Below are 21,297 nucleotides of genomic sequence, written 5' to 3' on the forward strand. Positions count from 1 at the left end.
GCCATGACGGTGAGCGGACGCGAGTCGCGGGCGGGGTTGTTGTTCCTGCTTCCGTGGGTGATCGGGCTCCTGGCGTTCACCGCCGGGCCCATGCTGTTCAGCCTCTGGTTGTCGCTGACGCACTACGACATGCTCAAGCCGCCCGCGTTCGTGGGCCTGGAGAACTACCGCGAGGCGTTGGGCGACGAACGCGTCGGCACGGCGTTGTGGAACACGGTGTTCTTCACCGCCCTGCACGTGCCCTCGCAGATCGTGCTGGCGCTGGGCCTGGCGAGCCTGCTGCGCCGGGCCGGCCGCGGGAGCGGCTTCTTCCGCACGATCCTCTACCTGCCGGTGATGACACCGCCGGTGGCGTTGGCGGCGATGTTCCTGCTCCTGCTCAACGGGCAGCACGGCGCGGTGAACGGGTTCCTGGGCTGGTTCGGGTTCCAGGGCCCGAACTGGACCACCGACCCGGTCTGGATCAAGCCGGGGCTGGTGGTGATGAGCCTGTGGACGGTCGGCAGCACGGCGGTGCTGTACCTGGCCGCGCTGACCCGCGTGCCGGTGGAGCGGTACGAGGCGGCCCAGCTGGACGGCGCGAGCCCGTGGCGGCAGTTCTGGCACGTGACGCTGCCGGGCATCAGCGGGACCGTGTACTTCACCGTCGTGGTCAACACGATCGCGTCATTGCAGGTGTTCACCGAGGCGTACGCGATGTTCTTCGGCGCGCGGGCCAAGCAGTCCGCCGAGGGCGACGCGGCCCTGTTCTACGTGATCCACCTGTTCCAGGAGGCGTTCGGGTCGCTGCGGATGGGGTACGCGTCGGCGCTGGCGTGGGGCCTGTTCGCGGTCATCGCCGTCATCACGGCCGTGCAGGTGCGGTTGTCGCGCCGGTACGTGCACTACGAGGGTGAGCGGTCGTGAAGCGCGTCGGGGTGTGGGCGGGGCTGCTCGTCGTCACGCTGGCGTTCGGCTACCCGTTCTGGTGGCTGGTCAGCGCGTCGTTGAAGGACCGGGCGCACGTGTTCGACAACGCGCTGCTGCCCCGGCCGTTCTCGCCGGGCAACTACGTCGAGGTGTGGCAGGCCGTGCCGCTGCTGACGTGGATCGGCAACAGCGTGGCGGTGGGGTTGGCGGCAGCGGCGGCGGCCACCATCACGAGCGCGCTGGTGGCGTTCGGGTTCGCGATGTTCCGCTTCCCCGGCCGTGACCTGCTGTTCGGCGTGGTCCTCGCGACCATGATGCTGCCCGCCGCGGTGACCATGGTGCCGGTGTACCTGGAGTGGCACGCGCTGGGCCTGGCCACCACGCAGATCCCGCTGTGGGCGCAGAACCTGTTCGGCTCGGCGTTCTACATCTTCCTGCTGCGCCAGTTCTTCCTCGGCCTGCCGCGCGAGGTGTTCGACGCGGCGAAGGTCGACGGCGCGAGCGCGTGGCGGCTGTTCACCTCGATGGCGCTGCCGCTGGCGAAGCCGGGTCTGATCGTGGTGTTCGTGTTCGAGCTGAAGGCGGCGTGGACGGACCTGGTCAAGCCGTTGATCTACCTGCGCGAGCCGCAGCTCTACACGTTGCCGCGCGGGTTGAAGGCGGTGCTCGACCGGTTCGGCGAGGGCGGCGAGGAGCAGTGGGAGCTGGTGCTGGCCGCGAGCGTGGTCGCGACCGTGCCGATGGTCCTGCTGTTCCTGGTGGCGCAGCGGCACTTCGTGCGCGGCACCGTCACTCAGCACGTCGAGTGACGAACGGGTTCAGCGCGAGGCCCAGCACGTTCGCCGCGGTGGCACTGGACAGGGCGATGCCCCAGCCGACCGGGCCGAGCGGCGTGCAGCCGAAGAACTGGCTGACGCCGGGTGTCTGGATCACCGCGCCGAGGGCGGCGGCCGAGCCGAGGCTCGCGGCGAGCACCGACTTGTCCAGCCCGCCGGTCACCAGGGTCTGACCGAGCTGGGTGCCGACCAGGGCGGCCAGCGCCACGGTGCTCGCCCGGCGGGAGCGGCCGGTGAGGCGCGCGGCCGTCCACGCCGCGGTGGCGCCGACCGTGGTGGTGATCGCACGGGCGGTGATATCCCTGTTCAGCGCGCTGCCCAGCGACGACGTCGGTCCTTCGCGCAGCAGGTCGGGCACGGACTCGCGGGCGGGCCTGCTCAACGCGATGGCCAGCGCGGGCGCGAGGTCGGTCAGCAGGTTCACCAGCAGCAGCTGCCGCGCCGTCAACGGCGACCGGCCCGTCAGCGCCGAACCCAGCACGCTGAACGCGATCTCGCCCAGGTTGCCGCCGAGCAGGATCGCCAGCGCCTCGCGCACCGACGCCCACATCGCGCGGCCCTCCACCAGCGCCGCGATGATCGTCTCCAGCCGGTCGTCGGTGACCACCAGGTCCGCGGCGGCACGGGCGGCCGGCGTGCCGCGCCTGCCCAAGGCGATGCCGACGTCGGCGAGCCGGATCGCGGGCGCGTCGTTCGCGCCGTCGCCGGTCATCGCGACCACCCGGCCGAGCCGCTGGTAGGCCTCGATGATCCGCACCTTCTGCGCCGGTGTGCAGCGGGCGATCACGTCGACGGTCGGCAGCAGGGCGTCCAGCTCGTCGTCGGCCAGCTCGTCGAGCCGCGATCCGGTCACCACGGTCATGTCGTCGTCGCCGCTGACCTCGCTCGCGATGGCCTCGCCGGTGGCCGGGTGGTCGCCGGTGATCATCACGATCCGCACACCGGCCTCGCGCAGCTTCGCGGCGGCCGGCGGCGCGCCGTCGCGCACCGGGTCGGACAGCGCGACGAAACCCAGCAGGGTCAGGCCCTGGACGTCGTCGTCGGTCACCGTGTCGTGGTCGACCCCGGTGCGTTCCGCGACGGCCAGCACCCGGTGGCCGCGACCGGCGAGCCGTTCCACCCGCTCACCCAGGCGGCGCAGCTCGCGCGGGTCGGCGTCGCAGCGCGGCAGCACCGTTTCCGGCGCGCCCTTCACGCTCAGCACCAGCCGCTTCCCGACCCGGCCCACGGTCGCGTGGTAGCCGCGGGACGGCTCGAACGGCAGCGCCTCGACCAGCTGCCAGCCGCGGGCCCCGGTCGTGGGGCCGACGCGGGCCTGCCGCGCGCCGGTCAGCACCGCCCGGTCGGTCTGGTGCGCGAGGTCGTCCGGGTCGTCGGCCTCCGGCGTGGCGCGGACCGCGGCGGCCATGATCCGGCGCAGCTCGTCGTCGAGCTGGTCGAGGTCGGCGCCGCGGCGGCCGTTGTCCACGCGGCTGACGGTGAGCTTGCCCTCGGTCAGCGTGCCGGTCTTGTCGAAGCACAGCACGTCGACGCGGCCCAGGGCCTCGATGGTGCGCGGGTTGCGCACGAGCGCGCCGTGCTCGGCCAGCCGCCGCGCCGCGGCCAGCTGGGCGGCGTTGACCAGGAACGGCAGGCCTTCGGGCACCGAGGCGACGGCGAGGTTCACCGCCGCGCCCATGCTCTGCCGCAACGGCACGCCCCGCAGCAGGCCCGCGCCGGTGACGGCCGCCGCCGAGCCGAGCGCGACGGGCAGCGTCTTGCGGGTCAGCTCGGCCAGCCGCGCCTCGACGCCCGTGGTCGGCGCGTTGCGGCGGGCCGCCGCCATGCTGCGGCCGACCTCCGTGGCGTCACCGGTCGCGACGACCACGCCCAGCGCCTCGCCGGCGGCGATCGTGGTGCCCTCGTAGAGCATGGACGACCGGTCGGCCAGGTCCGCGGCCACGACCGGAGCCGGGTCCTTGGTCACCGGCAGGGACTCGCCGGTGACCGACGACTCGTCGACCTCCAGCCCGTCGCCGTCGAGCAGGCGGCAGTCGGCGGGCACCACGTCGCCGGCGGCCAGCCGGACCACGTCGCCGGGCACCAGCTCGTCCGCCGTCACCTCGCGGTCCTGGCCGTCGCGGACCACGGTGGCGCGCACCGCCGACCGGCCGAGCAGGGTGGCCAGCGCCCGGTCCGTGACGACCTGCTGCACGCTCCCGATCAGCGCCGACACGCCGACGACACCGGCCACCAGCGCCGCGTCGACCGGTGACCCCACCGCCGCCGAGACCGCCGCGCCACCGGCGAGCACCGGGGTCAGGGGGTTGGCCAGCTCGGTCAGGAACGCGCTGCCCAGGCTCGTGCCGACCGCCTGCCGCCCGGCGGACGTGCGCTGCCTGCCCTGCGCGACGCGTTCGGACAGCCCGTCACGGCCCGAGCCGAGCCGGTCCAGCACGGTCGCCGCCGGCATCAGGTGCCACGGCTGCGAGGTGGCCGGCGGTTGCGCCGCACGGCTGCCGGGCAGCCGCTTCGCCCGCCACACGCCGTCCACGAACGCGAGGGCCGACGCGCCGTCGACCGCCCGTGCCGCGTTCCGGGCGGGCGCGGGCCCACGCGTGCTCAACGCGCTGACCGCGCCGATGCCGCTCGCCGCCTGGGCCAGCATGATCGCGTCGCGGGTGACCCGGCGTGCGGCCGGCACCGCCTCCACCAGCAGCACGGCCGCGTCCAGGTCGCGGACGACGACGTGCGCGCCCCACGGTGGTGGGCCGCCGTCCCGCAGCACGCCGACGCCGCAGTCCGCCGAGCCGAGCGCGTGGCGGTGGTCGGACACGAGCAGCACGACGTGCCCATCGCCCTGGAGTTCGCGCACCGCGCCGACCAGGCCTTTCCCGGACGGGACGACGCGGTCGGCGAACCGGACCGGCGGGTGGTCGCGGTCCGTGGCGACCACCAGCAGCAGCCCGGCCTCGCGTGCCGCCGACGCGATCGCGTCCACCGCCGGCGGGGTCTCGACGTCGACCGCCAGCACGGCCTGCAACCGGCGGCCCCGGGTCAGGCCGAGCACCGCCGCGTGACCGGCCAGCCGGCGTTGTTCGCGCACGCCCTTGCGCCCCTGCGGTTCGAGGCGGTCGATCGGGCCGATCGCCCAGTCGCCGTCGCGGCGCACGGCGGTCGGGTCCTCGGGGTCGAACAGGGCGAACGCGCGCTCGACCGCCTCGGCCGGGTGGGACGGGCCGGAATTCGCCGGGCCAGAGTTCGCAGGGCCCATGTCGGCCAGTGGCACGAGGTCGCTGAGCACCGAACGGCCCGAGCCGAGCGCGGTCTCGTCGAGCACCAGCACGTCCACCGCGTCCAGCCGCCGCAGCACCGAGCGTTCCATCACCAGGGCGTTCCGGCTGGCCAGCACGCGGCCGAGCTGCGCGGCGAACGCGGACTGGCCCACCGACGGCGCCTTGGGCAGGCTCGCCACGCCCAGCGCGGTGGCCCGGCGCAACCCGGTGAACGGGATCGCGCCCACGGTCGCCGCCGCACCCGCCGCCAACGCCCGCCGCGCGTAGCGGTCGGCCGGTCCCTCGGGGAACGGGCGCGGCCGCTCGACCACGATCGGCTCGGCCTCGGCCGCGTCCGGGCCGTCGATCAGGTCGCCCTCGGCGGCGCACCACGCCTTCTCGTGCGCCTTCACCTCACGCCACTGCTGCACGCGTTGGGCGATGTCCAGCAACGTGCCTTCGCTGCGCGAGGCCAGGCCCTGCACGAGGGCCGCGACCACCGACGTGGCGGTGTCCGCGCGTTCCCGGCCCTGCAACCGCCCGGCGGCCAGTTCGCGCAGCCTGGGGTGCAGGTCGACGGCGGCGATCAGCGCGCCGAGCTCACCCGGGACGGGCGCCCACGGCGCGATCTTCGTGATGGCGGCCAACGCCAGGCCCGCGGCGTCCGCGGCGAGCGTGGGCAGCAGCCGGGTGCCCTTGAGCCCGTCCGCCGGGTGGTGCAACTCGTCCTCGACCAGCCGCTCGTCCTCGGTGGCGGGTTCGGCCTCGGCCCGGCGCACCAGCGCGACCAGGTCCTCCGTCGGCGGCGCGGGGTCGTCGACGGCGATGATCACCCGGGCGGACGGCGCGTTGACCCTGGCCCAGCGCACGTCGGGGTGGCCCTCCAGGGCGCGTTCGATCCGCCCGGCCACCTGCTTGCCGCGCGTCCCGTGCACGCCGTGCGCCTCGATGTGCAGGCGTCCCGGACACGACCAGACCTTGCGCCGGTCGCGACGCAGCACGGCGGTCTGCTCCAACGGGGCGAGGGCCAGTCCGAGCAGGCCCTTGGCGAGGCCGCCGGCGACGCGCACGGGGTCGATGCCGAGGAGTTCCACCGTGCCTGTCTTCCCGATCGAGTGGCGACCTAAGCGTCACGATCGGGCGGTAGGCCGGCGCGGTCGGCCCTAGAAGACCAGCTCGACCCAGACCGTGGTGAACGTGGCCTGCGTCAGCACGCCCCAGCGCGCGGACAGCCCGTCGACCAGGAGCAACCCCGCCCCGGTCCGCCACGGCGCGGTCCGGCCGACGGCGCGGTCGCGCACGCTGACCACCAGGGCCTCGCGCCACCGGTCCAGCACGAGTTCGAGCACGTAGGGCGGCGAACCGTGCCGCCGGGCGTTGTCGTACAGCTCGCCGACCACGAGGCCGATCAGCAGCACGTCGAACCCGGACCAGCCCGCCAGGTGCTCGCGCAGCCACCGGGCGACCTCGTCGGGCGAGGTCGTGTCCTCGTCCTGGACGACCAGGACAACCGTGTCGTGGCCGGCCGTCACGTCGTCGAGGGTGCCACCCGGACCGCCGGACCGCACCTGACGACTGCCTTGCGACTGCCTTGCGATCGCCGAGCGGTTTGCCCCGGCGGAGGTCGGGTAGGTCGACGGGGGCCGAGGGAGTCATGGACCGTTACGGGGACGAGGTCGCGGCGATGGCCGCGCCGTTGCGGGACGCGGGCGACTTCGACGTGCTGCTGGACCGCGTGGGCGGCGCACGGGTCGTGATGCTCGGCGAAGCCAGTCACGGCACCCACGAGTTCTACCGGTGGCGTGCGGCGCTGACCAGCCGGTTGATCGTCGAGAAGGGCTTCTCGTTCGTGGCCGTGGAGGGCGACTGGCCCGCGTGCGACCGGGTCGACCGGGTCGACCGGTCCGTGCGCGGCCCGCCCGACGCGCCTGAGGACCCGCGTGCCGCGCCGGCCGCGTTCGACCGGTGGCCGACGTGGATGTGGGCGAACGAGGAGGTCGTGGACTTCTGCCGGTGGCTGCGCGCCCACAACGCGGTGCTCGCCGAAGAGGAGCGGGTGGCGTTCCACGGCCTCGACGTCTACTCGCTGTGGGAGTCGCTGCGCGAGATCCTGACCCACCTGCGCGAGCACGACCCGCAGGAGGTGCCGACGGCGCCGGCCGCCTACCGGTGCTTCGAACCGCACGGCGAGGACCCCCGGGAGTACGCGATCTCGACCCGGTTCGTGCCCGCGGGCTGCGAGGACGAGGTGGTCGACCTGCTGGTGCGGCTGCGCCGGCAGGCCGCGGGCGACGGCGCGGGACGGTTCGCCGCCTGGCAGAACGCCGAGGTCGTCGCCGGCGCCGAGCGCTACTACCGGGCCATGGTCGGCGGGCAGTCGTCGTGGAACGTCCGCGACCGGCACATGGACGACACCCTCGACCGGCTGCTCGACCATGCGGGCGATGCCGGTACCGCCGGCCCGCCCGGTTCGCTGGGGGACGTGCTGCACGGGACCGCGCCTGACGAGGCCCTGTTCGTCTTCCCGCACGACGACCAACCGGACCTGCTCACCGCGACACTCCCCCACCGCGCCATCGGCGTGGTCTACCACCCGGAGCGCGAGCGGTGCGACCGCTGCACCCGCGCCGGGTCGACGTGTTCGAACCCGAGACGTATCCGAGCGGTGTCTGAACGTCACCAGGTGCCCCAGGCCTGACCTCGAAAAACGAGAGCTTGATAACATCGTGTCACGGCCACCGTGAGCCGTCCGCTCGACAAGGATGGCACCGTGACCAAGGCACAGAGAATCGCAGCGGCATGGGCGAACCTGCCCGCGCCCGAGTTGACCGACCAGGTCCGCCTCCTGGTCAAGGCCCGTGACGCCGGCGCCCGCGCCGTCTGGTCGGCCGTGCGCGAGGACAACGTGATCGCCGCGCGCGTGCGCGGCGCGTTGGCGGGGTTGAAGGCCGAGTACCGCGGTCACCGCGACGAGGCCATGTGGCTGATGTGGATCGGCCAGGTCCAGCAGCAGCTCGCCGTGCAGGCCGCCGCTCCGGTCGTGGAGACCGCGGTCGAGGACGTCACGCCCGAGCTGGAGCCGGTCGTCATGGAGGAGTGGACGCACCACCCGGAGCCGACCGCGCCCCGCCCGGCCAACGACGCGCCGCCCGTGCTGTTCCAGGAGCCGGCCTCGTCCTCGAAGTAGGCGTCAGCCCCCGGAGCGTCCCAGGATGACGACCCCCCGCCGCGTTCAGTGGGGGAAGTGACGTGGCGCACACACCGGTACGGGCCTCGCGGACGGCCGCTTCGGGCGCGAAGATGCGACTGGGGCCGGACGGGCGAGCCGGCGGAAGCGAGGGCGGGCGGTGGTCTCGACCGGCTCCCGGCGGGTGGTGAGCCAGGACCAGGTGGTGCGCGGCGCCTGCCGGTTCTTCCGGCGGCACGGCCGGGTCGACATGGACGCGCTGGCGACGAGCCTCGCCATCAGCCGGGCCACGCTCTACCGGGTCGTGCGCAGCCGCGACGGGCTGCTGGCCGACGTACTGTGGGTGCTGGCCGACCGACTGCTGGCCCGGGCCCGGCAGGAGCGCACGAACGGCGGCGTGGAGGGCGTCCTGGAGGTCACGCGGCGCTTCGTCACCGAACTGCGGGCGGACGAGCCGTTCCGGGCGTTCCTGCGCGGTGAGCCGGAGACGGCGGCACGGGTGCTGTTCAACGCGTCCGGCGGCGTGCACCGGCGGGCGGTGTCGGCGCAGAAGGAGATCCTGCTCGAAGTCGACGACGGGCCGTGGTCGACGGCCGCCCTGGACCAGGTGGCGTTCCTCTACGTGCGCATCGTGGAGTCCACGCTCTACGCCGAACTGCTCACCGGCGCGCCGCTGGACCCCGACCTGGCCGAAACGGCGGCCCGCACGATCCTGCTGCGACACCGCTGATCCGACGACTTCCCGCTGCTGCGACAGCGGTCTCACGATGGTCCCGCGTCCTGGTGCGCGCCGTGCGCGGCCGGCTACGGTCGGCGATGATCCCATCCCCCATCGCTGTGGGAGCCGGTATGTCACCTTCCCCCTGGCGCCGCCTCGGCCTGGCCGCCGCCGTGCTCGGTCTGCTCCTCCCGATGTCCGTCCCCGCCTCCGCCGCGCCCGGTCCCCTGCCGCGCGTCGTCGGCCCGCTGCCCGGGACCGTGCCGGGTGACCGGCTCGCCGAGCGGATCGAGGACACCTACCCGTTCTTCTCCACGCCCGACGACCTCGCCGCCGCCGGTTACGTCGAAGAGGAGTTCCACCTCTCCGGCACGGCCGACGGCTGGGCGGTCGACGGCACGAAGGTCGCCACCGGCGTGCCGTACACGACGCGGGTCATCGTGCGGCGGCCCGCGCACGCGTGGAAGTTCACCGGCACGACGCTGGTCGAGTGGCAGAACGTCACCGCCGGGTACGACCTGGACGCCTTGTGGAACGCCGAGTCCGTGGTCCGCGCCGGTCACGCGTGGGTCGGCGTGTCCGCCCAGCGCGTCGGCGTCGACCAGCTCAAGACCTGGAGCCCGGCCCGGTACGGCGCGCTGGACGTGACCGGCGGCGGCCGGTTCACCGCCGACGAGCTGTCCTACGACGTGTTCACCCAGGCGGGCCGCGCGATCGACTCGGGCGCGGTGATGGGCGGCCTGCGGACGAAGACGTTGCTGGCCATCGGCGCCTCGCAGTCCGCCGGCCGGATGACCGTGCTGTACGACCGGGTCCTGCCGCAGCAGCAGCCGGTGTTCGACGGCTACGGCTACATCGTCGGCCCGGCCCCGACCAGGGTCGGCGCGGAACCCGTCTTCCAGGTGCTGTCGGAGACCGACGTCCGGACCCCGCAACGCCCGGCCGATACCGACCGCTTCCGCCGCTGGGAGGTCGCCGGCGCGGCGCACTCCGGCTACGAGGGCCAGGCCTACCGCGAGCCGATCTCCGAACGCGACCTCGGCGGCGCGCCGCAGTACGACTGCGACCGGCCGGCGTTCAGCCGGATCCCGATGCACCACGTCACCGCCGCCTCCTACGACCACCTGCGCCGCTGGGTCGAGCGCGGCACGCCGCCGCCGACGGCCCGGCCGCTGGAGTTCGAGGCGGACGGCGTCACCAAGAAGCGCGACGCGCTCGGCCTCGCACTCGGCGGCATCCGGCTGTCGCAGCTGGCCGCGCCCAGGGCGGTGAACACCGGCGACAACTCCGGTGAGACGTTCTGCCGCCTGTTCGGCACGCACGTGCCGTTCGACGCGGCGACGTTGGCCCGGCTCTACCCCGAACGCGGCGACTACGTGCGGCAGGTCGTGACCGCCGACGCCGCGAACGTGCACGCCGGCTACCTCCAGCCCGCCGACGCGCGGCAGAACCTGGCGGACGCCCTGGGAGGCACGCGATGAGGATCCCGCTGGTGGCGCTGGTCGTCGCGCTGGTGTCGACCGTCGCGGCGGCGCCCGCCCAGGCCGACGCGCTCACCCCGATCGTGTTCGTCCACGGGCAGCAGGGCTCGGCGCAGCAGTGGCAGTCCAACGCCAAGCGGTTCTCCGGCAACGGCTACCCGGACGCGCTGCTGCACGCCTACGAGTACGACACGAGCATCCCGACCAACGACCATGCCATCGCCGGGTTGGAAGCCTTCATCGCGGGCGTCCGGGCCCGGACCGGCGCGGCGCGGGTGGACGTGATCGCGCACTCGCGCGGCACGACGGTCATGCACACCTACCTGTCCGTGCCCGAACGGGCCGCGGCGGTGCGGAAGTACGTCAACGTGGACGGACGGTCCAGCGCCTCGCCGCCCGGCGGCGTGCCGACGCTGGCGCTGTGGGGCAGCCTGCAGCCCAACGGGTCCATCGGCGGCGCGACGAACGTCCACCTGACCACCCTGGGCCACACCGAGACCACCACCTCGGCCGACGGTTTCGCCCACATGCACCGGTTCCTGCGCGGCAGGCCCGCGTTCACCACCCGCGTGGTGCCCGAACTGCCCGCGCTGGTCCGGATCGCGGGCCGGGCGACGTACTACCCGCAGAACGCGGGCGTCGAGGGCGTGGTGCAGGTGTGGGAAGTCGACAGCGCCACCGGCGCGCGGCTCGGCCTGCCCCGGCACACCGTCCGGACCGGAGCGGACGGCTCGTTCGGCCCGCTGCCCGTCAACGGCCGCAAGCACTACGAGCTGGTGGTGCTGCGCGACGGGCAGATGCCCCACCACAACTACTTCGAGCCGTTCGAGCGCAGCGACCGGTTCCTGCGGCTCCAGGTGTCGCGCCCCGGCGGCATCACCGACAACGTCGACCGGTGCCCGACGCACAGCGCACTCACCGTCATCCGCAACCGCGAGTGGTGGTCCGACCAGCCCGACAGCGACCGGCTCGAGCTCGACGGCGTCAACGTCCTCGAACCGGCCGTCTCGCCCCGGCTGCGGCAGGTCCTCGCCGCGTTCGCGTTCGACGACAACTGCGACCGGGCGTCCACGCCGGGTGTCGCGCTGCCGCCGTTCGCCACGCTGCCGTTCCTGACGGGCGTCGACGCGTACCTGCCCGCGCAGGCCGACGGCGGCGACGCGATCCGAGTCACCCAGGTTGCGCGCGGCGGCGGGACGCGCACGATCGCGGTGCCGAACCGGCCCTCGGACGCGCACGCCGTCACCGTGCAGTTCAAGGATTACCTCGACAGCGGAACCGGGGGCGCCCACCGAACGTCCCCCTGATCGGCGAAGGGGGTTCGATGGTCGGACGCAGGTCGTGGTGGTGGTCGCCGTGGTGGACCGCGGTCGCGTCCCTGGTGCCGGTGGCACTGGTGTTCTGGGCGGTCGTCCCACCCGGCGGCTCCCTCTCGACGTTGCTGTTGGCGTACCTGGCCGTGTTCGCGGTGGGCACGGCGTGGCTGACGATGGCCGGTGTCGCGGTGATCATGCTGCCCCGGCCACGACTGCGGCACGCCGTGCGGCTGTGGCCGTTCCTGCTGGCGCCCGCGGTGCTGGTCGCGGGCCACGCGGTGGCCCACACCGGCGTGGTGCCGCGCGCCGTGTTCGACGCGCACCGGTCGGGCCTCGAAGCCGTGGTCTCCGAGGCGACACCGGGCAGGCGGATCGAGGACCGCGAAGTCGGGTTGTTCACCGTGACCGTCAGCGGGGACCGGCCGGACGGGTGCACGTTGATCACCGTGGAGGGCGAGATCTCGGGATGGGCCCACTGCCCGGACCGCGTGCCGGTCAGCGCCAAGGGGGACGGGTACAAGTTCGAGCCGTTCGACGATCCCTGGTACCGGTTCAGGTTCGAGTTCTGATCGTCAGAGCCCGGACAGGGCGGGGGTCAGGCGGTGGCCGTGGCGGAATTGCCGGGTGGGCAGGTGGTGGTTCGGCGCCCCAAGGGTGCGCGCGTACTCACGCAGCAGCCCCGCGACGGTGTAGCGGTCGCCCGACAGCCGTACCGCCAGGTGCGCGTCGGTCAGGCGGCGCAACGACGCTCGCGCCGCCCCGGCCGCCAGCTCCGCCGTCACCGCCACCACGGACGCGGTGAGGCCTGTCGCCGAGCCGGCCAGCAGGCGGAACAGGCGCTGCTCGACGTCGCCGAGCGCGTCGTAGGAGTACCCGAACGAGACGTCCAGCCGGGCCCGCGGATCGTCGTGCACGCCCAGCGCGGCCAACCCGCCGTCCGCGCGCATCTCGGTGACGAGGTCCGCGATCGGCGTCCGCGCGTCCCGGTCGAGGGCGCTCGCCGCGATCCGCAACGCCAGCGGCAGGTCGTCGCACAGGTCGGCCAACGCCCGCGCGGCCGTCAGCTCCTCCGCCACCAGCCGCTCCCCCGCCGACTGCGCCAGCACCCGCACCGCGTCACCGCGGTCGAGGGCGCCGACGTCGACCACCCGCGCGCCGTCGTGCACGGTCAACCCCGCCAGCCTGTCCCGGCTCGTCACCACCGTGCACGACGCCCGCCCGCCCGGTCTCAGCAGGCGCACCTGGTCGGCCGACGCGGCGTCGTCGAGCACCAGCACGACCCGCCGGTCCGCCACCACCGAGCGGAACAGCGCGGCGGCCTGCTCGTCACCGGTCGGCACGGCGCCCGCCGGCACGCCGAGCCCCACCAGCAGGTGCGCCAGCGCCGCGCCCGCGCTCAACGGCCCACCCGGTCCGTGGCCGCGCAGGTCCACGTACAGCTGACCGTCCGGGAACCGGCTCGTGGACCGGTGGCCCCAGTGCACCGCCAAGGCGGTCTTCCCCGCACCGGGCCCACCGGTGACCACGACCAGGCCGCGCTCCGGGCCGCTGGTGGCGGCGTCCAGCTCGACCAGCTCCCGGCACCGGCCGACCAGTCCCGCGACGCCCGGCGGCAGCTGGCGCGGTGGCACCGGCAGGCACGGCCCGGTCGCCTCGGCGCCGCCCGCCTCCGGGTCGGGCATGGTGATGCGGGCCCGCGCCGCCAACCACGCGGCCACCTCCGCGTCGTCCCCGCCGCACGCCCGGACGTAGGTCGTGACCAGCTCGACCCCCGGCAGGGTGGCCCGCCGCAGCATGGTGGCCACCGTGCTCGGCGGCAACGCCTCACCGCCCCGGCGCGCCCGCCGGTCCAGCTGTCTGTAGGACAGCCCGGCGACCTCCCTGCGGCGCCTGAGCAGCAGCACGTAATCGGTGCTGCTGCGGGCACTGACCGGATCCACTGCCGTCACGATCGCTTCCCCCCGTTTCGCGCTGCCCCGCCGTGCCCCTGACGGGACCTCGACCGACGCGACACAGGAGAAGACCACGTCCAGACAAGACGCTGAACGCCCGCTGAACACCCGCGGACCAGGGCTTCAGCCCGGCCACGTCAAGGCGGCGAGCGCGGCGTGGACCATGGTCCGCACGCCGACCGGCAGGGCGCGTTCGTCCGGGTGGAAGCCCGGCTGGTGCAGGTCGCCCTGCGGGCCCTCGCCCGGCCAGGTGCCCAGCCGCGCGTAGGAGCCGGGCACGTGCTCCAGGTACCAGCCGAAGTCCTCGCCGCCGGTGGACTGGGCGGTCGACACGACGGCCTGCGGGCCGAGCGCGGTGGTGATCGCCTGCTGCACCATCGCGGTGCTCTCCGGGTCGTTGTCGACCACGGGCACGGCCCGGACGTGGTCGAGGGCGAACCGCACGCCCGTCGGCTTCAGCAACGCGCCGACGATCTCCTGCACCAACGCGGGCAACCGGTCGTTGACCGCCGGGTCGCCGGTGCGCAACGTGCCGCGCAGCACGCCTTCGCGCGGCGTGCCGTCCGACGTTTCCGGCGCGTCCATGAAGCCCCACGCCAGCACCGTCCCGGACCGGGGGTCGACGCGGCGCGCCAGCATCGCGGGCAGCCCCGTCGCCACCACGCCGAGCGCGTGCACCACGTCGCAGTCCAGTTCGTTGCGGCTGCCCGACCCGCACGCGCCCACCCGCAGTTCGAGCATGTCGCACGCGGACGTGACCGGTCCGACCCTGATCCCGACCCGGCCGACGGGCACCTTCGGGTCGCAGTGCAGGCCGAAGATCCGCTCGACGCCCTCGACGCCGCCCGCCTCGATCACGTCGCGCGCCCCGCCCGGCTCCTCCTCCGCCGGCTGGAACAGCAGCCGCACCCGGCCCGGCAACCCCGGCGCGGACGCCAGCGCCGCCGCCGCGCCGAGCAGGATCGCGGTGTGCACGTCGTGGCCGCACGCGTGCGAGACGCCCGGCACGCTCGACGCCCAGGACGCGCCGGTGGTCTCCGGCACGGCCAGCGCGTCGATGTCGGCGCGCAGGGCGACGCACCGCGGCCCCCTGCCGACCTCGCAGATCACGCCGGTCCCGACCGGCAGCACCCGCGGTTCGAGGCCGAGCGAGCGCAGGACCTCCACGATCGTCGCCGTGGTGCGGAACTCCTCGCGCCTCAGCTCGGGGTTCGCGTGCAGGGTGCGCCGCCACGACACCACCTGCGCGAGGTTCGCGTCGAGCCACTCGTCCAACCACCGCGGACCGCGGCCGGCGCCGAGGTCGGCCACCGGCGCCCGTTCCCCGGTCGTCGCGCCGAACGGGGCGAACGGGACCACGTCGGTCGGCGTCGGCCGCGGGGTGCTGGCAACAGAAGTCATGGTGGCTCGCCGTTCGTGCCAGGGCGTCAGGCCGCCTCGGGTGCGACACGTCGCTCGTGTCGGGGCACATCCTCGCCCACTCTGCGTGCAAGATCCACTGCAGCAAGTCGCAATCGCCCGTTCGGATGGCCGGTGCCGCCGCTGTCGCACAGCTCCGGACCACCGCAGCGCGCACCACTGCAGATTTGCCTGTTAGCGCTAACAGACACCACGCCGCGGGCGGAGACCAGTAATCAGGCAGCCCGACGATCGGGGGTTGAGTCGAGCAGCCAGCCGCTGTTAGCGTTAACAGAAGAGACCTGCGTCACTTGCCGCCGTTCCCTCGCAGTTCCCTTTCTCCCCGAGAGGCGTCCCATGGCACAGCCCGTAGACCGGCGAGCGTTCCTCCGCGCCACGGCGGTGGCGGCGGCGACTCCCCTGGTCGCGTCCGCCGCCACCGGACGCGCGGTGGCGGCGGCCGAGCCCGTGGCCCCGGCGTCCGACCTGCCACCACCGGCGGCGTGGCGGGTCCGGCCGTTCGCGCTGGACGAGGTGGCGCTCGGCGACGGCCTCTTCGCCGCCAAGCGTGACCTGGTGCTCGACTACGGCCGCGAGTACGACGTGGACCGGTTGTTGCAGGTCTTCCGCGCCAACGCGGGGTTGTCGACTCGGGGCGCGGTGGCGCCGGGCGGCTGGGAAGGGCTGGACGGCGAGGCGAACGGCAACCTGCGCGGCCACTACACCGGGCACTTCCTGACCATGCTGTCGCAGGCGTACGCGGGCACCGGTGACGAGGTCTACGCCGACAAGATCCGCTACGCCGTCGGCGCCCTGGTCGAGGTGCGCGAGGCGTTGCGGCACGACCCGGTGCTGCGCAGCGTGCCCGGCAAGTTCGGCACGGCCGTGGAGAACTCGCGCGGCAGTCACCAGGTCTTCGACCTGCCGCCGACGGTGCTGGCGGGCTCGCCGGCCATCACGATCTCCGCCTGGGTCAAGCCGGAGCACGACGCGATGTGGGCGCGGGTGTTCGACTTCGGCAACGACGTCTCCCGCTACATGTTCCTGACACCGCGCTGCCACCTGAACGTGCCGCGCTTCGCCATCACGCCCGACGGTCCCGGCGTCGAGCAGGTGATCGACGGCGTCGCGCCGCTGCCCGTCGGCCGGTGGAGCCACCTCGCGGTCACCATCGAGGGCACCACGGGCTCCCTCTACGTCGACGGCACGCGAGTCGGCGTGAACCCGGACATGACGCACAACCCGGCCACGCTCGGCGCGCTGCGCAACCACTGGCTCGGCAACTCCCAGTTCCCCGCCGACCCCCCGTTCGCGGGCGCGTTCGACCAGGTGGACCTCTGGTCCCGGGCGCTGGGCGCCGACGAGATCGCCGCGCTCCAGCACACCCCCGCGCGGGGCGACCTGGCGTCCTACTCGTTCGACGAGACGAGCGGCTCGACCATCGCCGACGCCTCCGGGCGCGGGCAGCACGGCGCGTTCCGGCGCACCTGGGGCGGCCCGAGCCACCCCGGCTACCTCGCCGCGTACCCGGAGACGCAGTTCATCACGCTGGAGTCGATGACCGCCGGCAACTACCTCGTCGTGTGGGCGCCGTACTACACCGCGCACAAGATCCTGCGCGGCCTGCTCGACGCCTACCTCAACACCGGTGACGAGCGCGCGCTCGACCTCGCGAGCGGCCTGTGCGACTGGATGCACTCGCGGCTGTCGAAGCTGCCGAAGGCCACGTTGCAGCGGATGTGGGGCATCTTCTCGAGCGGCGAGTTCGGCGGCATCGTGGAGGCGATCTGCGACCTGCACGCCATCACCGGCAAGGCCGAGCACCTGGCGCTGGCACGGCTGTTCGACCTGGACCGGCTCATCGACTCGTGCGCGGCGGGCACGGACATCCTCGACGGCCTGCACGCCAACCAGCACATCCCGATCCTCACCGGCATGGTGCGGCTGCACGACGAGACCGGCGAGCAGCGCTACCTGACCGCGGCGCGGAACTTCTGGGACATGGTCGTGCCGACCAGGACGTACGGCATCGGCGGAACCAGCACGGGCGAGTTCTGGCGGGCCCGCGGCAGCATCGCGGGCACGTTGAGCGAGACCAACGCCGAGACGTGCTGCGCGCACAACATGCTCAAGCTGAGCCGGGTGCTGTTCTTCCACGAGCAGGACCCGAAGTACATGGACTACTACGAACGCGCGCTGTACAACCAGGTGCTCGGGTCCAAGCAGGACCGCGCCGACGCGGAGAAGCCGCTCGTCACGTACTTCATCGGGCTGCTGCCCGGCCACGTGCGGGACTACACGCCGAAGGCGGGCACGACGTGCTGCGAGGGCACCGGCATCGAGAGCGCGACCAAGTACCAGGACTCGGTGTACTTCGCGAAGGCCGACGGCAGCGCGCTGTACGTCAACCTCTACAGCGCGTCCACGCTGAAGTGGGCGCAGATGGGCGTCACGGTCACGCAGACCACGGACTACCCGGTCGAGCAGGGCTCGACGATCAGCGTGCACGGTCGCGGCCGGTTCGACCTTCGCCTGCGCGTGCCGGCGTGGGCCAGCGGCTTCCGGGTGTCGGTCAACGGCGAACGGGTGCCGGGCGAGGCCGTGCCGGGCTCGTACTTCACGGTGTCGCGGACGTGGCGCAGCGGTGACACCGTGCGGGTGTCGATCCCGTTCCGGCTGCGGGTGGAGCGGGCGTTGGACGACCCGGCCACGCAGACGTTGTTCCACGGTCCGGTCAACCTGGTCGCGCGCGACGCCCGTCGGACGTTCCTGGAGTTCGGGCTGTACCGCAACGCCGGCCTGTCCGGCGACCTGCTGCCCAGCCTGGCGCCCGTGCCCGGCAAGCCGCTGCACCACGTGCTCGACGGTACCGAGTTCGCGCCGTTCTTCGAGGGCACCGAGGACCCGACGCACGTCTACTTCCACCGCCGCGAGCCGCGCATCGCGTTCGGCGGGCGTGACTCGGGGGTGGCGAACCCGAGCCGGGCCGACGGGACCACGTTCCTGGACGAGGTGTGGGCCGCCGCGCCGTTCCGGGCCAAGGGCCACCTGGTCCAGCACGTGAAGGCGACCGCGGCCGCGTGGGTGTCTGCGGGGCTGCTCACCGCCGACGACGCGCGGAAGGTGGTGGGCACGGCACAGGACGCCACCTACGCGGCCTGAGGGACCCCGACACCGACACCCGAGAAGTCCTTCGCCGGCCCTCCTTTCGCGGCCGACGTGGCGAGCCGGCTGCGCGAGGCCGCGAACCTCGCGCAGCCGGGCTCCGTCAGCGGCGGTTGATCCGGTCGAACGACGCCGGTTCGCGCGTCGTCGGCACGCCCGCGACCGCGGGCTTGCCCGCGCTGAACACCCACGTGCGGAACAGGTCGTCCAGATCGCGTCCCGCGACCTCCTCCGCGAACGCGGCGAACTCGGCCGACGTGGCGTTGCCGTGCGCCTTGCGCTCCGCCCACGTCCGCAGCGTCCGGAAGAACACCTCGTCACCGACCTCGGTGCGCAACGCGTGCAACGCCAGCGCCCCGCGCTCGTGCACCGCCGCGCCGTAGAGGTACCGCGGCGTCGGGTCGGCCACCGCCACGTCCCAGATCTCGTGGTCGGCCGCGTAGTAGCGGTAGGTCCAGTCCGCGATCTCCCGCGCGGTGCCCTCGCCGTTGGCCTCCGACCACAGCCACTCCGCGTAGGTGGCGAACCCCTCGCTCAGCCAGATGTCGCTCCACCGGCTGATCGACACCGAGTTGCCGAACCACTGGTGCGCCATCTCGTGCGCCACGACGTACGTGTTCGGCCCGGTGCGGAACGCGCCCGCCGGGTACGCCGGCCGGGTCTGCGTCTCCAGCGGCAACGACCGGTACGGCGTGACCAGACCGCCCATCTCCCCCATCGGGTACGGGCCGAACCTGTCCTCCAGGAACCGCACCACCTCCGGCGTGCGCTCCACGCTCTCCCTCGCCGCCGTGCCGGTCAACGCCGTCGAGTAGGCGTTGACGACCGGCTTGCCGTCGGCCGTGGTGGACCGCCGCACGTCGAACTGGCCCATCGCCAGGAACGTCACGTGCGGCGCCTGGGGCCGGTCGCCGACCCAGTGCCACGTGGTCCGGCCGTCGGCCCCCGGCTCGGCGCCGACCAGCGCGCCGTTGGAGATGGCCTCCATCCCGGTCGGCACGGAGATCGAGACGTCGTAGGTGGCCTTGTCGCTCGGGTGGTCGTTGACCGGGTACCACCACGGGGACATCGTCGGCGCGGCGATCGCCAGCGCGCCGTCCGCGGTCCGCCGCCACTTCGTGATCGGCGACTCCGCGTGCGTCCACGACGGTGACGCCGAGTACCCCACCTCCACCGTCACCGACGTGCCCGCCGGCACGTCGCGGCCGGCGCTCACCAGCATCTGACCGGCGTGCTGCGCGGCGCCGACGTCCCGCCCGTCCACCTTGGCCCACCGCCCGGGCAGCCAGAAGTCGAAGTAGAACCCCGACATCTCCCGCGTGGTGGTCAGCCGGATGGTCGCGGCGCCCGTCAGCACGTCCGTGGTCGGCTCGTAGGACAGCCGCAGCTCGTAGTGCTGGACGTCGTAACCCTCGTTGCCGGCGCGCGGGAAGTACGGGTCGCCCAGCCCCGGGCCGGGGTCGCTCGCGTGCGCGGGCGCGGCCGATAACACCAGCGCCGCGACGACCAGCCCGGACAACTTCGCTCTCACGTGTGATCCTCCTCCGTCGAGGGCGGTTGCGCCCTTCGTCACGAAGACGTCACGAGAGGTGATCATGTTGCGCTGGGGAGTTCTTCGCCACGACGTGCAACGGATCGGCCGGGTTCCCCGTTGAGGGTCGTGATCACAAGCCAAGTGCCCGATCGGGAGAGCGCCGGTGGAGTTCGGTGAGTACGTGGCCGGGCGGCGTCCGGCGCTGATGCGGTTCGCCACGGTGCTGACCTGCCAGACCTGGCTGGCCGAGGACATCGTCAGCGACGTGCTCGGCCGCGCCTTCGAGCGGTGGGACCGGATCTCGGTGATGGCCGAGCCGCACGCCTACGTGCGGCGGATGGTCGTCAACGAGTACCTGTCCTGGCGACGGCGGCTGGCCCGCACCTCGCCGAGGGCCGAGGTCGACCCCGAGACGCCGTTCGGCGACGGCGCCGACGAACGGGCGCAGCGCGACGCGATGATCCGCCGACTGGCCCGCCTGCCCCGGCGGCAACGCGCGGCGGTCGTGCTGCGCTACTACGCAGGCCTCACCGACGGCGAGATCGCCGCCGAACTGGGCTGCCGGGTGTCGACGGTGCGCAGCCAGATCTCCCGGGCGCTCGCGACCCTCCGCGTCGACCTGACCGCCAACCCCCACGCCTACCAGGAGACGAGATGACCGACCTGCGCGCGCTCCACGACGCGTTCGAGGAACTGGAACGACGGGCCGACGCCGCGACCGCCCGCATGTCGCTCGACCTCCCGCCGCGCAAGCGGGCCACCGCGTCCCGGCCGGGTGTCCGGTTGGCGCCGATCGCCGTCGCGGCGGCCGTGGTGGCCGGTGTGGCGACCGGCGCGGTGCTGCTCGTGCCGAACAACGAGCCCGTCACGGAGGCCGCCCCACCCGGCACGTCCTCGACCGCGCCGCCCGTCACCACCACATCCACGCCGCCGCCACCCGCCCACCAGACGCCCGAGGTGCTGGCCGAGCGGTTCCGGGCCGTGCTCGGCGACCTGGCGACGTTCGTGGTGACCGAGACCGGGCCCGGCGCGTCGATGTGGACCCTGCCCGAGGGCCCGCCCACCGGTGCGCCGAGCACCCTCGACCCCAAGCCGACCAAGCAGATCGGTTCGTCGATCGGCGGCACGCTCACCGCGGCCGGGGTGACCGGCGGCTTCGACCTGCTGATGTACCCCGGCAACGTCGGCGACAAGGCACAGTGCTCCCTGCCGGACGAACCGAGCTGCACCGTGCGCGAGCTGCCCGACGGCTCGTCGCTGGCCACCAACCAGTACGCGTTGGAGACCGCGGGTCAGACCAACGAGGTCAAGCTCACCCGCCCCGACGGCCTCGTGTTCGTCATGCACGTCAGCAACCGGAAGTCGCCGAAGGGCCAAGGCCCCGTGCTGGGCCCGCACCCGCCGCTGACCGTCGAGCAGTTGGTGGAGATCGCCACCTCCGAGCGCTGGTGACGCTCCGGGCCGGCACACCGGGTGGGGGGGGGGGGGGGGGGGGGGGGGGGGGCGGCCGCCCCCCCCCCCCCCCCCCCCCCCCCCCCGGGCCCCGG

General features: G+C 73.6%; 16 protein-coding genes. 11 read left to right on the forward strand and 5 right to left on the reverse strand.

Features of this window, described 5'->3' with window-relative positions; genetic code table 11:
• Positions 1-3 precede the first annotated feature (3 nt).
• A complete protein-coding gene (locus LNK82_RS17755; RefSeq protein ID WP_230568099.1) occupies positions 4-906 on the forward strand; it encodes a carbohydrate ABC transporter permease in 903 nt (300 codons plus the stop codon).
• Positions 903-1,718: a carbohydrate ABC transporter permease gene (locus LNK82_RS17760; RefSeq protein WP_230568100.1), complete on the forward strand. Its 816-nt coding sequence runs from the start codon at positions 903-905 to the stop codon at positions 1,716-1,718. The genes LNK82_RS17755 and LNK82_RS17760 overlap by 4 nt, the downstream gene beginning before the upstream one ends.
• Here LNK82_RS17760 and LNK82_RS17765 read toward each other — a convergent pair.
• Together LNK82_RS17765 and LNK82_RS17770 are read right to left on the reverse strand one after the other, a co-directional pair.
• Complete coding sequence (locus LNK82_RS17765; protein ID WP_230568101.1) at positions 1,699-6,093, reverse strand: cation-translocating P-type ATPase; 4,395 nt, start codon at positions 6,091-6,093, stop codon at positions 1,699-1,701. The genes LNK82_RS17760 and LNK82_RS17765 overlap by 20 nt on opposite strands.
• 69 nt (positions 6,094-6,162) lie before the next feature.
• Positions 6,163-6,531, reverse strand: a complete 369-nt coding sequence (locus LNK82_RS17770; RefSeq protein WP_230568102.1) for an ATP-binding protein — start codon at positions 6,529-6,531, stop codon at positions 6,163-6,165.
• 122 nt (positions 6,532-6,653) lie between these two features.
• Here LNK82_RS17770 and LNK82_RS17775 point away from each other — a divergent pair, with 122 nt between their 5' ends.
• The 6 genes from LNK82_RS17775 to LNK82_RS17800 all read left to right on the forward strand — a co-directional run bounded on the left by LNK82_RS17775 (position 6,654) and on the right by LNK82_RS17800 (position 12,270).
• The gene (locus LNK82_RS17775) at positions 6,654-7,697 is read left to right on the forward strand and encodes an erythromycin esterase family protein (RefSeq protein WP_230568103.1); all 1,044 of its coding nucleotides are present in this window, start codon (positions 6,654-6,656) and stop codon (positions 7,695-7,697) included.
• 72 nt (positions 7,698-7,769) lie between these two features.
• The gene (locus LNK82_RS17780; protein WP_230568104.1) at positions 7,770-8,186 is read left to right on the forward strand and encodes a hypothetical protein; all 417 of its coding nucleotides are present in this window, start codon (positions 7,770-7,772) and stop codon (positions 8,184-8,186) included.
• Positions 8,187-8,346: 160 nt separating this feature from the next.
• Positions 8,347-8,916 carry a TetR/AcrR family transcriptional regulator gene (locus LNK82_RS17785; RefSeq protein WP_230568105.1) on the forward strand — a complete coding sequence of 190 codons (570 nt, stop codon included), beginning with the start codon at positions 8,347-8,349 and terminating at the stop codon, positions 8,914-8,916.
• 119 nt (positions 8,917-9,035) lie between these two features.
• Positions 9,036-10,385: an alpha/beta hydrolase domain-containing protein gene (locus LNK82_RS17790; protein ID WP_230568106.1), complete on the forward strand. Its 1,350-nt coding sequence runs from the start codon at positions 9,036-9,038 to the stop codon at positions 10,383-10,385.
• Complete coding sequence (locus tag LNK82_RS17795; protein ID WP_230568107.1) at positions 10,382-11,692, forward strand: hypothetical protein; 1,311 nt, start codon at positions 10,382-10,384, stop codon at positions 11,690-11,692. Before LNK82_RS17790 ends, LNK82_RS17795 begins: the two co-directional genes overlap by 4 nt.
• A 17-nt stretch (positions 11,693-11,709) precedes the next feature.
• Complete coding sequence (locus LNK82_RS17800) at positions 11,710-12,270, forward strand: hypothetical protein (RefSeq protein WP_230568108.1); 561 nt, start codon at positions 11,710-11,712, stop codon at positions 12,268-12,270.
• Positions 12,271-12,273: 3 nt separating this feature from the next.
• Here the strand turns inward: LNK82_RS17800 and LNK82_RS17805 are convergent, their stop codons facing one another.
• The gene (locus LNK82_RS17805) at positions 12,274-13,650 is read right to left on the reverse strand and encodes an ATP-binding protein (RefSeq protein ID WP_230568109.1); all 1,377 of its coding nucleotides are present in this window, start codon (positions 13,648-13,650) and stop codon (positions 12,274-12,276) included.
• Positions 13,651-13,776: 126 nt separating this feature from the next.
• Entirely contained in the window at positions 13,777-15,054 is a 1,278-nt protein-coding gene (locus tag LNK82_RS17810; protein ID WP_230568110.1) for an amidohydrolase, read from the reverse strand.
• Positions 15,055-15,408: 354 nt separating this feature from the next.
• Between LNK82_RS17810 and LNK82_RS17815 the strand changes: the two genes are divergently transcribed.
• Positions 15,409-18,213, forward strand: a complete 2,805-nt coding sequence (locus LNK82_RS17815) for a beta-L-arabinofuranosidase domain-containing protein (RefSeq protein ID WP_230568111.1) — start codon at positions 15,409-15,411, stop codon at positions 18,211-18,213.
• 106 nt (positions 18,214-18,319) lie between these two features.
• On the opposite strand, the gene LNK82_RS47735 is transcribed toward LNK82_RS17815, so the two are convergent.
• Entirely contained in the window at positions 18,320-19,747 is a 1,428-nt protein-coding gene (locus LNK82_RS47735) for a M1 family metallopeptidase (protein WP_230568112.1), read from the reverse strand.
• A gap of 166 nt (positions 19,748-19,913) precedes the next feature.
• Between LNK82_RS47735 and LNK82_RS17825 the strand changes: the two genes are divergently transcribed.
• The gene (locus LNK82_RS17825; protein ID WP_308257230.1) at positions 19,914-20,408 is read left to right on the forward strand and encodes a SigE family RNA polymerase sigma factor; all 495 of its coding nucleotides are present in this window, start codon (positions 19,914-19,916) and stop codon (positions 20,406-20,408) included.
• A complete protein-coding gene (locus tag LNK82_RS17830; RefSeq protein WP_230568113.1) occupies positions 20,405-21,202 on the forward strand; it encodes a hypothetical protein in 798 nt (265 codons plus the stop codon). The genes LNK82_RS17825 and LNK82_RS17830 overlap by 4 nt, the downstream gene beginning before the upstream one ends.
• Positions 21,203-21,297: the final 95 nt, after the last annotated feature.

It is taken from the genome of Saccharothrix luteola (assembly GCF_020859565.1).
Classification (GTDB): Bacteria; Actinomycetota; Actinomycetes; order Mycobacteriales; family Pseudonocardiaceae; genus Actinosynnema; species Actinosynnema luteola.